Here is a 14,833-nt window from a genome sequence, read left to right on the forward strand (position 1 = left end):
CTGGGGTCAGCTGAGCGTGGTCAGGTGGACGGCCTCGTAGGCTCGCAGCACGAAAGTCGGGCGCTGGACCGGCTCCCCGGCCAGCGAAAGCTGGGGGGCGTGGTCCAGCAGGGCGGACAACGCCGCCCTCAGCTCCAGCCGGGCCAGTGGGGCGCCCAGGCAGAAGTGCAGGCCGGCGCCGAAGCCCAGGTGCGGATTCGGGCTGCGGCCCACGTCGAAGCGGTCCGGGTCGGTGAAGACCAGCGGGTCGCGGTTGGCCGCGCCGAGCAGGGCCGCGACCTCGGATCCGGCCGGGATCGTCACCTCGCCCACGCGGACGTCGGACGCCGCGGTGCGGACGAACATGTGCAGCGGGGAGTCGTACCGGATCATCTCCTCGGCCGCGCTGTCGATCAGCGACCGGTCGGCTCGCAGGCGGGCCAGCTCGGCCGGGTGGCGCAGCAGGGCGACCACTCCCCCGCCCAGCGCGTTGACCGAGGCCTCGTGGCCGGCGTTGAGCAGCAGGATCGCCGAGGCGACCAGCTCGTCGGGTGAGAGGTCGCCCGCGGCCAGGTGGCTGATCATGTCGTCGTGCGGGTCGGCCGAGCGGCGGGCGGCCAGCGCGCGCAGGTAGTCGGCGAACTCGCGGCACGCGTCGAGGGCGGCCGCCTCGTCGGCCGGGGTGCGCGTGACCTCGTACATCCGGACGATGGCGGCGGACCACGGCCGCAACCACCGCCGGTCCTCGGCGGGGACGCCGAGCAGTTCCGCGATCACCTCGACGGCCAGCGGCTCGGCCACGTCGGCCAGCAGGTCGAACGAGGAGCCGGCCTCGGCGTACAGGGAAGCGGCCGAGGCGGCGATCGCCGGTTGCAGCCGCGCGACGTGACCTCGGTTGAAGGCCGCGGCGACGGCGGATCTCAGGCGGGTGTGTACGGGCGGCTCGTTCTCCATCATCTGGTTGCGGTGCAGGAGATTGAACGGCTCGTACGCCTCGGCCGGCTCCCGGTCGGTCCAGAAGCGGCCCAGCCGGCGGTCGCGCAGCACCGCCCCGGCGGTGGCGTGGCTCGCGGCCAGCCAGCGCCCGGTCGGCTCGTGCCAGAGCACCGGCCCGGCCGAGCGCAGCCGGGCCAGGGCCGGGTACGGATCGCGGATGAGACCCGGCTCAGAAAAGTCGATCATGGAGATGAGGGGAACAGGTCGTCGAAGACCGCGCCCCGGTCGAACGTCATCGCGTGGTCGCGGGCGCGCTTGGCCAGATCCTCCTTGTCGGAGTCCGTCATGTCGAGCACGGCCGTGTCGATCGCCTCGGCCAGGGCGGTGATGTCCCCCGCCTCCACGATGATCGCCGTGTCACCCACCGCCTCGCCGGTGCCGCCGGTGAGCGTCGTGATGATCGGGCCGCCGCCGGCCAGCGCCTTCTCGGCCAGCGCGATGCCGAACGTCTCCACGAAGTCCGGCTCCGGCTTGGTCGGCAGCGCGTACGCCGCGCAGCCGCGCATCAGCAGCGGCTTCTCCTCGTCGTCGACGTCGGTCAGGAAGATGATCTGATCGTCCTCCTTGGCCATCGCCTGGACGTGCTCGAGCGCCGGCCCGGTGCCGGCCACGACCAGCTTCACCTTCTCCCGGGAGCGCATCTGGCCGTACGCGATGATCAGGTCGTAGATGCCCTTGGCCCGGGCCACCCGGGACAGGAACAGCACGTAGCCGCCGCGCGAAAGACCCCGCTTGGCCAGGGCCGCGTCCACCGCGTCCTCGTCGACGTCCAGATAGGCCGACGAGTCGATCGGCGGATAGCTCACCGTCACCCGCTCCCGGCATTGCGCGGCGAACGACGTGCCGCACGCCTCGTCCACCTCGACGGCCGAGGCGATGATCTCGTCGCGGGTGTACTCGGAGACCGCCACCACCTCGTCGTTGGCCAGGAACGTGGTGAACAGGACGGTCGCCGCGCCGAAGCGGCCCTCGCGCAGGCACGAGCGGATCACGTTCGTGACGTCCGAGCCGACCGCCTTGGCCACGGTGTGGACGTCCGGGGCGAAGCCGGCCGCGCGGGCCGAGGTCACGGCGTCCACGACGATCTGCGTGTGCGGCACGAGATACATCGACAGGCACACGGTCGGTACCGGGTCGGCCAGCAGCTCGACCAGGCGCCCGGTGAGGCCGGCCAGATGCCGCCCGTCGGGCACCCGGTAGTCGCCGACGGCCTCCGGCCGTTCGACCGTGATTCCTTCGCTGTACGGCAGGAGGCGGTCCAGCGGCTTGAGCGGAAGCCCCGCGTTCTGGAGCACGCCGATGGGCCAGGTCAGCAGGCGTACGTCGGTGAAGCCCCGGGTCAGCGCCACCTCGGCGAGGTTGCGGGCCTCGCCGGAGTGGCCGCAGATCACCGGGTCGGCACGGACCACGATGACGAGTCGGCGATCGGGCTGGGTCAACGTTCCTCCGGTGGTGGCGGGTCGGACAGGGAGGGCGGGCGGTTCCCGCTTCCCCAGCTCGCCGGCTCCGGGCCCACCCGCAGGTGCAGCCGGCCGCCGCGGTGCACGGCGGCGGCGCTCAGGTGGGTGCCGTGCAGCGGTTCGCCGTTCAGGGTGGCCGACTGGACGTACTGGGCCGGAAGCTCGCGATCGAGCCCGTCGCTGCCGATCGGGTTGTCCCGCAGGCCGCTGGTCTCGACGACGAACTCGCCGCCGGGCATCTGGATCGCCACGCGCTCGAAGGCCGGCGTGTTGACCAGGAACTGCTGCTGGCCGGCGACGGGGAACAGGCCGAGCGACGCCCACACGTACCAGGAGCTCAGGCCGCCCGAGTCGTCGTTTCCGGGCAGGCCACCCGGCCCGGTGCCGAACTGCCAGGTCAAGGCCGACTGCACGATCTCGGCCGTACGCCCGGGACGGCCGGCCCAGTGGTACGCCCAGGGCGCCTCCATGTCGGGCTCGTTGTTCAGGCCCTCGAAGCGGTTCAGCGCGTACCCGGCGGCCATCTCGGCCGGCCGGGGACGCCGGCCGGGCTGGGTGACCGGGCCGGCGCCGTAGCCGAAGAACCGGTCGAGCTTGGCCAGGAACGCCTCGTCGCCGCCGGCCAGGGCGATGCGGGCGGCCATGTCGTGCATCAGGCGGAACGAGTAGTTCCACTTGCCGCCCTCGTAGAACTCCGAGTCGCGCAGCAGCCCGGTGGCCGGGTCGAACGCGTTCACCCAGCCCGTGGCCTTCGCCTGGAGATCCTTGGCCAGGCGCTTGTCGCCGAGCGCGCGGGCCAGCCGGGCCGTGCACTGATAGGCGTAGGCGAGGTCGAGAGTGTGCGTGATCGGGTGGACGACACCATGCTCGTAGAAGTCCTCGCCGTACATCCGCCGCAGGTCGTCGACCATGTGGACCAGGGCCCAGGCCCAGTCGATCTCGGCCCGGCCCAGCGCCTGGGCGTCGGCGATGGCGGTGTGCGCGAGCGCGCTGGCCTGCCGGAAGAAGCGGTCGGCACCGCGGGCCATCCGGTAGCCGATCGGGAAGTTGCCCTCCTCCTCGCAGACCCGGATGAGCGACTCCAGCAGGTCGGCCGACCGTTCGGGGGCGATGGCGGCCAGCAGCGGCAGCTGGGTCTTGTAGATGTCCCACATCGTGCAGACGTCGAAGGCGTACGGGCCGGAATTGGGCCAGAACGGGCTCTCGTCGTCGGCGAAACACGGCTTGATCAGCGAGTGGTAGAGCGCTGTGGAGAAGACGGTGCGGCGCCCCGGCGTACCACCGTCGACCTTGACCTTGTCCAGATGTTCGCGCCAGCGGGACCTGGTCGCCGAGCGGACCCGGCCGAACGACGGGCCGTCCTGGCCGCACTCGCGGTGAAGGTTGTCGCGGGCCTGGTCGCAGCCGCGCAGCGAGAAACCGAGCCGGACCTCGACGGTCTGGCCGGCCCGGGCGTTGCCGCGGAAGAGCATACCGAACGGGCGCAGGTTGGTCTGCCGGATGCTGTCGAAGTCGAGGCGGGTGCCGCCGTCGATCAGCCGCCGGTCGTACCACAGCATCTGCCGCCAGCCGGGCGCGTCGACCTCGGCGTACACGCTGAGCGGCACGCCCTCCATGACCACGGTGCCCTGGGCCCGGCCCAGGCCCATGCTCTCGACCTGGGCCCGCAGCGGGACGGTGCGCCCGAGCTCGACCGCGAGGCCGCCCATCGACATGTCGATCACGACGCGCCCGCTGCTGGTGGCCGGGAACGTGTACCGGTGCACGGCGACCTTGGCCCCGACGGTGATCTCGCAGCGGATGCCGGTGTCCAGGGTGGCCGCGTAGTAGCCGGGCGAGGCCTGCTCGCCGGAGAGCGCCCACGACTGGCCGAGCTCGTCGAGCGGCTGCACCATCGGGGTCACCCGGACGTAGTTGTAATACTTGCGGATCGCGCCCGTGCCGGACTGCTGGAAATGGGTGAACCCGGAGGCCTGCAGACGGTCGAACATCTCCTCCGGCACCCCCTCGGTGTTCTTGCTGTAGAGGCCGTACCCGGTCGGGTACGCGCCGGAGTAGGCGCACGCGGACACCATGCCCAGCGGCGAGGTGGCGCCCGGATGGGTGTTGCCCACCTGCGGTTTGGGCCACCACCAGGTGGCGGCCAGTCCGTGCGGCGCCGCCAGGTCGGTCGCCGCGGTTCCGATGAAAGGGTCGACGTTGTCAAGAATGGCGGGACTCTACCCATCGCTAGGTTCGGTGGAGGTTTCCGTCAGGTGAACTCCGCCCGAGAAGATGATCAAGGCCATTTCGCGGGCCTTCGAGATCATTCTGTCGTGAATCCGCCTACTCGAATCGTGCCGATACCCATTCGGGCAGGGGTGCTGATGGCGCGATTCTGGAAACATCGGGGCGTGGCTTCGGAGTACTCCCTCGGCATCGACCTGGGCACGACACAGACCGCGGCGGCGGTGCGCGAGAGCGACGGGCGGGTTGATGTCGTACGCCTGGGCACGCGCCGGGCCGAGATCCCCTCACTGGTCTTCGTGACGGGTGAGGGCGGCCTGCTGATCGGTGAGGCGGCCGAGCGGCGGGGCCAGGCCGAGCCCGACCGGCTGGCCCGCGAGTTCAAGCGGCGCATCGGCGACCCGGTGCCGATCCTGGCCGGCGGGGTGCCGTTCTCGGCCCACGCGCTCACCGGCAAGCTGCTGCGGCACGTGCTCGGCACGGTGGTGCGGATGCGCGGCGCCGAGCCGTCCACGGTCACCCTGACCCATCCGGCGAACTGGGGACCGTACAAGAGGGAGCAGTTCGACCAGGCGGTCCGGCTGGCCGACGTGGGCCCGGTCGTGTTCCGCACGGAGCCGGAGGCCGCGGCCCTGCGCCACGCGACGGCCCGCCGGATCGGCCCGGGCGAGACGGTGACGGTCTACGACCTGGGCGGCGGCACGTTCGACGTGGCGGTGCTGCGGCGCGAGGGCGACGACTTCGTGCTGCTGGGCGAGGCCGAGGGCATCGAGCAGCTGGGCGGGGCCGACTTCGACGAGGCGGTGTTCGCCCACGTCCTGGAGGTGCTGGGCGAGGCGGCGGCGGGCGACCTCGACGGCGACGACCCCGAGGTGGTGACGGCCCTGGCCCGCCTGCGGCGCGACTGCGTGGAGGCGAAGGAGGCGCTGTCGTTCGACACCGAGACGATGATCCCGGTCGCCCTGCCGGGCCTGCACCGCCAGGTGCGCCTCAACCGCTCCGAACTGGAGTCGATGATCGCCCCGGCCCTTTCCGACACGATCGACGCGACCCGCCGGGCCCTGCGCGGAGCCGGCGTGACTCCGGCCGAGGTGAGCGCGATCCTGCTGGCCGGCGGCTCGTCCCGGATCCCGTTGGTGGCCCAGATCCTGACCGAGGAGCTGAACCGCCCGGTAGCCGCCGACCCCCACCCCGAGCACAGCGTGGCGATGGGCGCGGCCCTGTCGAGCGCCACGGCCCCGGTCTCACCCGCGCGCCGGCACACCACATCCGCGCTTGCCGAGCCCGCCACCCGAACGCCACCAGCCGGCGCGTACTCCCCCTCCGCGCCGCCCTCGGCCGCCACGGCTCCGTCTTTCACACCCTCGACTGCAGCGTCCTCGCCTTCCACGCCCTCGACCGCCGTGCCCCGGCAGCCGAACTCGGGCATTCAGTACTCACGAGGCGCAGCCTCCATCCCCGGCTCCTCGCCTACTTCCCCTCCCACCGACATTTCAGAAATGTCGGGAATGGGGGCGATGCCGGAGACCGCGACGATGCCTGACGTCTCCCCGGCAGCCCGCACACAGGTCTACACCTCCCCGCCGTCGAGTCCGCCGACGCTGAGCACGCCCCCTCCCAGCTCGCAGGCCGCATACGCGCCCGCGCCGGGTCGGCAAACCGGATATCCGCCGGCCTCCGTTCCCCCGCCGGGTGGGCCGCGTGCGCCGATCATGCCCGGTGAGCCCGAGCCCCGGCGGCGGAACAACCGGCTGCTCGCGATCACCGGGGCCTTCGTGGCCGTGCTGGTCGCGGCGGGTACCGCGGCCTACATCGCGTTCAACCGCGACGACGAGCCCGAGAAGAGCACCGACGGCGCCCTCCAGCAGAGCTCTGTCGCTCCCGTCCCCTACCCCACCGACAAGAAGATCCTGGTGCGTGTCGACACCGGCGACGACTCCGGGCCGGGCCGGATCTCGAAGATCTACGCGTTCCAGCCGGGCGCCGACACCCCCCGTACACCCCTCGCCGGGACCGAAGCCGGTGATGTTCTTCCCAAGTGGTCGCACGACCGCACGCAGATCGCGCTCACCCACAACACCGGCACCGCCAGCGAGATCTACGTGATGAACGCCGACGGCAGCGAGCGGCGGAAGATCATCGACGATGCGCCGGGGCGGGTCGCCTGGTCGGCCGACGACAGCAAGCTCGCCTTCGTCAAGAAGGTCGGCGGCGTCACGCAGCTCTTCACCATGCCGGTCGCCGGCGGCCCCCACAAGCAGCTCACCTTCTCCAAGGATCCGAAGGACGATCCCTTCTGGTCGGCCGACGGCAAGGCCATCGCCTACTGGGTGCAGCGCGGCGGGATCAAGCAGATCTACGAGCTCGACATGGACAACGTCAAGGAGCCCGGCCGGCAGATCACCACCGCCGCCATGGGCCAGGCCAACGACCCCGCGCTCTCCCCCGACGGCTCGCAGGTGCTGTTCACCCGTGAGGGCGAGAACGGCGACTCCGACATCTGGATCGTCGGCCGCGACGGGCGAAATCCCCGGCAGTTGACCGACGACCCGGCCCGTGAGCAGGATCCGAGCTGGTCACCGGACGGCGAGTGGTTCGCCTTCGCCCGCGGGCCCTACGAGCGGCCCCGGATCGTTCTGCTCAAGCCCGACGGCACGGGCGAGGCCGTGGTCACCGAACTGGGCCGGCGTGAGGCCCATCCCTGCTGGTTCTGAGAGCCAACAGCCCTTCACATGTACGGGTCACCGCCCGCGCCGCCGTTCTCAGGTCGCGGGCGGAGATCGGGTGTTCCGCGATCCGCTGCCACTTCGACAAAGCCGCCCGCGCCCGCTCGGCCACCTCGTCGCCGGTGGCCGAGGGAGCCAGACCCAAGCGGCTGTACGGGTCGATGCCGCTCCCGCCGATCAGCCGGTCCATCTCGGCCAGCTGATCGTCCTTGCCCGGTACGCGGCCCGCCCGCACCGAGCGCAGCAGCCTCAGCTCGGTCAGTTCGTGCGCCCCGGCCCGGATGCGTTCCGCCTCGACCGCCGCCGCCGACCCCGGCACCACGCATTCGTCGAGCACGGCCAGCGCCGAGCGCGCCTTCAGCACCTCGGCCCGCCCCGCGAACTGCGCCGTCAGCACCTCCCGCAAGCGGGCGATGCCGCTCTCCTCGGTCAGGGCCGCGGCCAGCCCGGGCGCGTCGCCGACCGCGCCGTCCTTGATGAGGCGCACGGACAGACGTACCCCGAAAAGCCCCAGCCGCCCCAGAAGCCGACGCCGGGCCTCGCCGGAATCGGCGAACCGGTCGGCCGTGAGCAGCAGCTCGATGACGTCGTCCATGTGCAGCGCCGCGACCTGGCCCAGCAGCCGGAACTCGTCCTCGCGCAGGGTCGCCCCGGCCGCGCCGAGCAGCCCCGCCACCGGCACGATCACCGGGCAGAGCCGCCGCAGCCGCTCGTCGGCCGCGTAGCGATCGGCGATCCGGCCCGCCGCCGTCATCGCGTCCAGCCGGCAGCCGCCGATCTCGTCGGCCCGCGACAGGACCCCCACCGCGTTGACCGGTGTGCCCTCGCTGATCCCGTCCGCGTGGAACGACTCGAGGAAGCGCACATCGCTGCCGTGCATGTGGCGCAGCAGGTAGAGCACCGCGTCGGTCTGCGCCGCCCGTTCCCCCTCCGCGTCCAGGAAGGCCATCGTCCGCAGCGACACGTCGGCCGAGAGCGACGCGATCCCGGGCGTGTCGATGAGCGTGTGGCGCCGCAGCCGCCCGCTGGGCAGGCGTACCTCCAATTTCTCGATCTCCTCCGCGGGCCGCCCCAGCGAGATCTCCAAGGCCCCGTCGCGCCGCGTGAAGGGCCGGGATTCAACAGATCCTTCACTCCCGTACGCCGTCACGGCGTACCCGAGCCCGTCCATGTACCAGGTGACGACCTTCGTGCACTCCCCCGCGTCGGTCGGCGCGAGTTCCTCACCCACGAGCGCGTTGAGCAGGGTGGACTTGCCGGCTTTGACCCGCCCCGCGATGGCCACCCGCAACGGCTCGTCCACTCTCGCCCGCGCCGCCGTCAGCCGTGGGTTGCCGGTCTCGGCCACCGCCCGGTCGAGCAGCCCGCGCACCTGGCCGAGCAGAGTCACGTTCACGCGGCCAGTCCGTCCAGTTTGCGGCGCTGCTCGGCCAGCGCCGCCATGCGCGCTTGCTTTTCCACGTCCGACAGGTCGGCGGCGCGGTGGGCGGCCGCCTTCGACGCGGTCGCCGACCGTTCGATGGACCGGGCGCGGCCGGTGAACTCGTCGCGGAGAAGGCGCTGGGTCCGGCGTACGGCCTCACGGCAATCCCGGCCCAGGTGAAAGCCCACGTCGTCGATGTATTTGCGCAGCTCCGACAGCGCCAGCTGGCGGCGCTGGCGCACCTGGCGCTCCTTCTCCATCTTCATCATCCGCCGGCCCAGCGTGAGGCCGGCGATCAGGCCGAGCGGCGCCGCCCAGGCCACGCTGAACAGGGCGCCGACCGCCCCGAGCAGGTAGAACCCGCCGTACGAGACGCGGGCGGCGGTGAACGCGCCCAGGAACTGCTGCATGCGGGTCTGATGGAAGCTCACATCGAGCACGGCCGCTTTGGACAGGGCCAGTTCGGGCGCCGGCAGGTCGATCTCCAGCTGGTCGCACTCGAGGCCGAACCGCTGCGCCACCTCGGCCGCCAGCTGTTCGGTGCGGCCGACGAGCAGCATCAAATTGTCGGCGGCGGCGGCCGCGGCCTCCCGGGCCGCCCACGCCTGGAAGTCCTGCCAGGTGTCGCGGGGATCGGAGCCCTCGAGCACCTCCTCGCCGTCCCGGATGATCCGGCGCAGCCGCTCGCGCAGGTCGTGGTCGACGTCGGCCGCCAGGTCCTGGATGCCGTCGCCGAGAACGGTCTGCCACGTGCCGTTGGCCAGATTCGCGCTGCGGCGCGCCCGTTCCTCGTACCGCTGGACCGCCTGCGGCACGCCCCGGATGGCCGCCCCTTCGGCGTCGACGCGCTCGCGGAGCCGCTCGACGACGAAGGACAGCTCGGCCCGGGCCGCCGCGACCTTGTCCCGCATGGCCGCTTCGAGGACGTCGCGGCGCAGCAGGTCGACCAGGCGCGGATAGCCGGACTCCTGGTTGAGCGCGGTGTCGTCGCGGGCCTGGGCCCGGGCCCGCAGAAAAGAGGAAACCGGCACGACCGGCACGTCGAGCCCCGCTCGCTTCAGGTGACCTTCGTTGATCTGGGCGATGCGGCGCCACTCGACGTAGAGGTCGGTCTTGGTGAGGACGCAGAAGGTGCGGGGGCAGCGTTCGACCGTACGCCGGAGAAAGTCGACCTCGGGCGCGGTGAGCTCCTGGGCGGCGTCGGTGACGAAGAGGGCCGCACCGGCCGACGGCAGCAGGGCGAGGGTGACGTTGCCCTGGGCCGAGTCGAGCCCGCCCACGCCGGGAGTGTCGACGATGGCGAGCCCGGCGCCGAGCAGCCGCCGGTCGAGCCGGATCTCGATCGGCTCGTCCAGATGGTCCCGGATGGCGGTGAACTCGATCGGCGCTCCATCGGCCCACGCGGCGGGCGGCTCCCCGTAGCGCAAAGTCATGGGCGCCGCGGTCACGATGTCGGCGTCGACGGGGCAGACATCGGTGCGAAGAAGGGCATTGACGAGGGTGCTCTTACCTTGCTTGAACTCCCCGACAACGGCCACGGTGACATCAGCCGCGCGAAGCTGCGCGGTGGCCCGGTCGATCCGCTCGACCAGATCGACTTCCCCGCCGCCGGCCGCGAGCGCCCGCGCGCCGGCCAGCTCGCCGAGCACGGTCAAGAGCTCTCCTCCGCCTCACTCACAGCGACCGACCGCACGACCTTACACAGTGGCGGCCCATGGTCGACCCCTCCACACGGACGGATTTCCGACATGCGAGCACCCAACCCGATGTGCGATGTTGTGCGCCATACCACCAGAGACCCTCCGCACGCGCCGCCGGAACGGCACCCCGGCGGCGCGTGCGGAGCCCAAACTTCACTGGGACCAAGCCGATCCAGCGCGCCTCACGCGGGCCAGGCCGATCCAGCGCGCCTCACGCGGGCCAGGCCGATCCAGCGCGCCGGACACCGCCCCGGCCGGGCCGTGAAGGAATCGCCCTGACTGATCGGCGCCCGGAGGCCCACGCCGGCCCGGACTGAGGACACCCTCGCCGGCCCTGACCGACCGGCCCCCGGACACCCACGCCGGCCCGGGCTGAAGACGCCCTCGCCGGCCCTGACCGATCGGCCCCCGGACGCCCACGCCGGCCCGAACGTGATCACCGGCGACAGGCGGCATCGCCGGCCAACCCTCTCGAGGACGGAGCCGCCCGTCCGGATCGGCCGCGCCTCCGTTCGGGCCGCATCGAGCAAGCTCTCGGATCGAGGCGCGAGTGATCGTCGCTTTGCGGTGGAACGACGCGATACCCAACGATCCGCCGACCGTGACATCATCCCATCTTCCGTGTGCGAAATGACAATACCTCATCGACCATGAATATGTTGCCCCGCCGCCATCTTGGATTGGCATGATCGTTCCTTTGCTGTCGATCTTCAGGGTGCGGGAGAATGGCTTATGACACAGCTAGGGTTCTTTTCCAGGTCGGTAATTGCGGCGCTGCGGGATTGGTCGGGTGTGCCGAGTCATTCGCCGGAGATGGTGGGGCTCCGGCGGGTCCAGGCGGAGCGGCGGAAATGGGGCCTTAAACGACGTCACGCGTTGAAGTTGTGCCGGTTGCATGGCTGCTCGCGGGTGTGCGGCGAGTTGGGTTTGCACGATCCGACCGAGCGGATTCCACCGTTGATATGGGATGACGATGTCAAGTGGGTGCGGCGGCCAGGTTCGGGTGGGCCCGTTGCCCAGCCGGTGGCCGCTGGTCCCGAGGAAGGCACGCCGTCGACCGCGCCCGCCTGTCCCGCCGAAGAGCCCGTCGAGGCCGAAGTCCGGATAGATCCGGCATCTCGGGTGGGGACAGGAGTGAGGCTCGACCCGACAGCGAAGGCCGAACTGGCAGGTCAGCCCGAATCGACAGCGCGGCCTGAGTTCGCAGACCAGCCCACATCGACAACGCAGCCCGAGCCGACAGATCAGCTCCAACCAACAGCGCAGCCCGAGCCGACAGACCAACCCACACCGACAACGCAGCCCGAGCCGACAGACCAACCCAAACCAACGGCGCGGCCCGAGGTGGCAAGGCCGAATCCGTATACCAAGCCCAGCTGGCGCACCAGGCCGAACCGACGGCTCAAGCCCAATCGGCAGAGCGGGCGGCGCCACGGGCATTGGGCGGATCAGCGAATTGGGCGAAAGTCACACCTCGAGCTGAGTCCGCCGGGCAGTGTGGATCCCCTCGTAGCGATTTGAGGCTCGACCACAAACGGTACTCGCTCCATCCAGAACCGGCCATTCTTGCGCGATCCAGGCAGCCGGCACATCATTGCCGGGGGCGTGCTCTCCAGAGGCATCGAAAATTGTCGGTGGCAGCGGATATGCACCGCGGCTATCACACCGCCTGAAACGAATCGCGGATGGCGGTCCGAATAGTGCGGCGCGAGTCTTGATGGATTCTTTGAACGGTCGCTGGAATGAGTGCGCACGGCGGACGTCAGCGAAAGAAGGGACGGCACCGGTGTCGTCGAGGGTGCCGTCCCGGCGGGCATGGAAGGTCAGACAGCGGCTCGGAGGGAAGCCAATGCTGTGCTCCAGGCGACTACCTGATCCAGGGTGCGGTCCAGGGTTGTGGCTGATCGGTTGGTGGGGGTGAACGTGGTTAAGTTGTCCCATTCAGTGAACAGGTTGAGTGTTACCTGGTAAGCCACGTCGGCCATCTGGAGGGCGCCTGCTGTCAGGCGTAGCTGTTCGGCTGCTCGGGCTCCTCCGTCCACGCCGTAGGAGACCAAGCCCACCGCCTTGTTGGCCCACTCGTGGAAGAGGTAGTCCAAAGCGTTCTTCAACGGGGACGGGACGCCGTGGTTGTACTCGGCGGTCACCAGGATGTAGCCGTCGTATGCGGCGATCGTCGAGGACCAGGTTCTGGTGTGCTCGTGTTCGTAGGAGGTGGAGTACAAGGCTGGGTTCGGCTCGTTCAAGTGCGGCAGGGGGTGGTCGCGGAGGTCTATCAGGTCGAACGACGCGTCCGTGCGGGGTGTGGCCTGGGCCAGGACCCAGCGGGCTACCTCCTCGCCTCGGCGTTGGGGGCGGGTGCTGCCGAGGATGACGGCGATGCGGGTCATCGGGTGTACTCCTCGAAGTCGATTGTGGGCGCTGTGCCGGTCAGCGGGGTGGTGTCGTGGTAGCGGACCTCGTAGACGCGCTCGGTGAACTTCCAGCCGGTCTCGGTTCGGCGGTAACGGTCGTGGTAGATCGCCCAGTTCAGTTCCGCGCGGCCGTCCCGGGACCGGCCGATCTCCTGCATGTAGGTGCGGCCGGTTGCTGTGTCGCCGGTCAGGCGCAGGTGGCCGGGGTGGCTGTTCTGCACCAGGAACTCGACGAGGGACGGGACGCGGCGGCCGAACGCGCGCATCTGCTCGCGGCCGGTCAGTTCGGCCGGGATGTTCGGCATGCGCAGCGCGCCGTCCTCGGTGAACAGCGACGCCAGCCGGTCGTAGTCGCGGGTCATGGCGCAGTCGGTGAACTCGCCGCGCAGTGCCTCGATCTCGACGCGGTCGGCGATCTCCTGAAAATCGGTCATGGCCGTACGACGACACGGGGCCACCGAATGTCAGGACCTCACATCCGGGGTGGCCGTCTCGTCGTACCGGTGAGGGGGAAACGATGATCGAGAACGAGCGGCGGCGGTTGACCAACCTCGCCTACCGGATGCTGGGTTCCCTGGCCGAGGCCGAGGACGCCGTGCAGGAGACGTACGCCCGATGGTTTGCCCTGTCGGAGAAACAGCGGGGGCTGATCGAGTCGCCGGCGGCCTGGCTCACCCGGGTGGCCGGGCGGATCTGCCTCGACCAGCTCGGCTCGGCCCGGGTGCGGCGTGAACGCTACGTCGGCGAATGGATCCCCGAACCGCTGCCCGGGCCGGACGACGGGACGGCCGCCGACCCGGCCGAGCGGATCACCCTGGACGAGTCCGTGACCATGGCGTTCCTGGTCGTGCTGGAATCGATGACACCGGCCGAGCGGGTCGCCTTCATCCTGCACGACGTGTTCCGCTACCCGTTCGCGGAAGTCGCCGACATCGTCGGGCGCACACCGGCCGCCTGCCGGCAGCTCGCCTCCTCGGCCCGGCGGCGGATGGAGGTCTCGCGGGCGCCGGCCACCCCGGCCGCGCGGCAGGCCGGCATCGTCCGCGACTTCAAGCGGGCCTGGGAGGCCAAGGACATCGGTGCGCTGATCGGGCTGCTCGACCCCGACGCGACGGCCGTGGCCGACGGCGGTGGCCGCGCGCCCGCGCTGCTCGAACCCCTCACCGGCGGGGAGCGCATCGCCCGCGCCTGGGTCGAGCTGGCGTCCAAGGTGGGCGACTTCACCATGGTGGAGCGCACGGTCAGCGGCCGGCCCGGCCTGATCGTCGAGATCGGCGGCGAGGTCGTCACCGTGTACTCGTTCGAGATCGCCGATGATCGGATCATCCACATCTGGGCCGTGCGCAACCCGGAAAAACTGCGGCCGTGGAACCCGGATCCGGAAAGGCCGTGGAACCGCTAGGGTGCGCTGATGGCCGAGACCCAGCGCAAACCCGTACCCCGCAACGACGACGGGGAGATCGACACCGCGATCGCCTTCCTGGAGTTCGCGCGCGAGTCCGTCCTCAAGAAGGCCGAGGGTCTCACCGGCGAGCAGCTCCGCCGGGTGCTGGTGCCCACCGGTACCAACCTGCTCGGCTTGATCGCGCATCTCACCGACGGCGAACGGTACTGGTTCGCCTACACCGTGGCCGGCGAGAAGGTGGCGGAGCCCGACTTCGGCATGGCCGTGCCCGCCGAGGCGAGCACGGCCGACGTCATCGCCGCCTACCGGGCCGCGATCGAGCACAGCAACGCCGTCGTCCGGGCCGCGGCCGACCTCAGCACGCCGGTGCACCATCCGGTGGACGGCCAGTTCCTCAGCCTGCGGTGGGTGCTGGCCCACATGACGAGCGAGACCGCCCGGCACGCCGGTCACGCCGACATCCTCCGCGAGCTGATCGACGGGACCACCGGGCGATAGCGGCGG

10 protein-coding genes are annotated in these 14,833 nt (G+C 70.8%); 3 read left to right on the forward strand and 7 right to left on the reverse strand.

All coding sequences use genetic code 11. The features are described from left to right. Window positions 1-6 precede the first annotated feature (6 nt). Genes ACFY36_RS12250 through ACFY36_RS12260 form a run of 3 tightly spaced genes read right to left on the reverse strand, consistent with a single transcriptional unit; the run spans window position 7 to window position 4,645 of the window. Window positions 7-1,161: a cytochrome P450 gene (locus ACFY36_RS12250; protein ID WP_499745998.1), complete on the reverse strand. Its 1,155-nt coding sequence runs from the start codon at window positions 1,159-1,161 to the stop codon at window positions 7-9. After that, entirely contained in the window at window positions 1,158-2,414 is a 1,257-nt protein-coding gene (locus tag ACFY36_RS12255) for a glycosyltransferase (protein WP_499745999.1), read from the reverse strand. Before ACFY36_RS12255 ends, ACFY36_RS12250 begins: the two co-directional genes overlap by 4 nt. Beyond that, window positions 2,411-4,645 (reverse strand): glycoside hydrolase domain-containing protein, encoded by a 2,235-nt coding sequence (locus ACFY36_RS12260; RefSeq protein WP_499746798.1) that lies wholly within the window; start codon window positions 4,643-4,645, stop codon window positions 2,411-2,413. Before ACFY36_RS12260 ends, ACFY36_RS12255 begins: the two co-directional genes overlap by 4 nt. Before the next feature lie 183 nt (window positions 4,646-4,828). Between ACFY36_RS12260 and ACFY36_RS12265 the strand changes: the two genes are divergently transcribed. Next, on the forward strand, window positions 4,829-7,375 hold the full coding sequence (locus ACFY36_RS12265; RefSeq protein ID WP_499746000.1) for an Hsp70 family protein: 2,547 nt from the start codon (window positions 4,829-4,831) through the stop codon (window positions 7,373-7,375). On the opposite strand, the gene ACFY36_RS12270 is transcribed toward ACFY36_RS12265, so the two are convergent. The 4 genes from ACFY36_RS12270 to ACFY36_RS12285 form a co-directional block, all read right to left on the reverse strand. Further along, entirely contained in the window at window positions 7,332-8,783 is a 1,452-nt protein-coding gene (locus ACFY36_RS12270; RefSeq protein ID WP_499746001.1) for a dynamin family protein, read from the reverse strand. The two genes, ACFY36_RS12265 and ACFY36_RS12270, sit on opposite strands and share 44 nt — an antisense overlap. Beyond that, window positions 8,780-10,459, reverse strand: a complete 1,680-nt coding sequence (locus ACFY36_RS12275; RefSeq protein WP_499746799.1) for a dynamin family protein — start codon at window positions 10,457-10,459, stop codon at window positions 8,780-8,782. Before ACFY36_RS12275 ends, ACFY36_RS12270 begins: the two co-directional genes overlap by 4 nt. A gap of 1,874 nt (window positions 10,460-12,333) precedes the next feature. Further along, window positions 12,334-12,900: an NADPH-dependent FMN reductase gene (locus tag ACFY36_RS12280; RefSeq protein WP_499746002.1), complete on the reverse strand. Its 567-nt coding sequence runs from the start codon at window positions 12,898-12,900 to the stop codon at window positions 12,334-12,336. Beyond that, window positions 12,897-13,358: a nuclear transport factor 2 family protein gene (locus ACFY36_RS12285; RefSeq protein WP_499746003.1), complete on the reverse strand. Its 462-nt coding sequence runs from the start codon at window positions 13,356-13,358 to the stop codon at window positions 12,897-12,899. The genes ACFY36_RS12280 and ACFY36_RS12285 overlap by 4 nt, the downstream gene beginning before the upstream one ends. Before the next feature lie 83 nt (window positions 13,359-13,441). On the opposite strand from ACFY36_RS12285, the gene sigJ reads away from it, so the two are divergent. Continuing rightward, entirely contained in the window at window positions 13,442-14,326 is an 885-nt protein-coding gene (gene sigJ, locus ACFY36_RS12290) for an RNA polymerase sigma factor SigJ (RefSeq protein WP_499746004.1), read from the forward strand. A gap of 9 nt (window positions 14,327-14,335) precedes the next feature. Beyond that, window positions 14,336-14,827, forward strand: coding sequence for a DinB family protein (locus ACFY36_RS12295; RefSeq protein WP_499746005.1), 492 nt, complete (start codon window positions 14,336-14,338; stop codon window positions 14,825-14,827). Window positions 14,828-14,833: the final 6 nt, after the last annotated feature.

Source organism: Actinoplanes sp. NPDC000266 (genome assembly GCF_042899005.1).
Classification (GTDB): Bacteria; Actinomycetota; Actinomycetes; order Mycobacteriales; family Micromonosporaceae; genus Actinoplanes.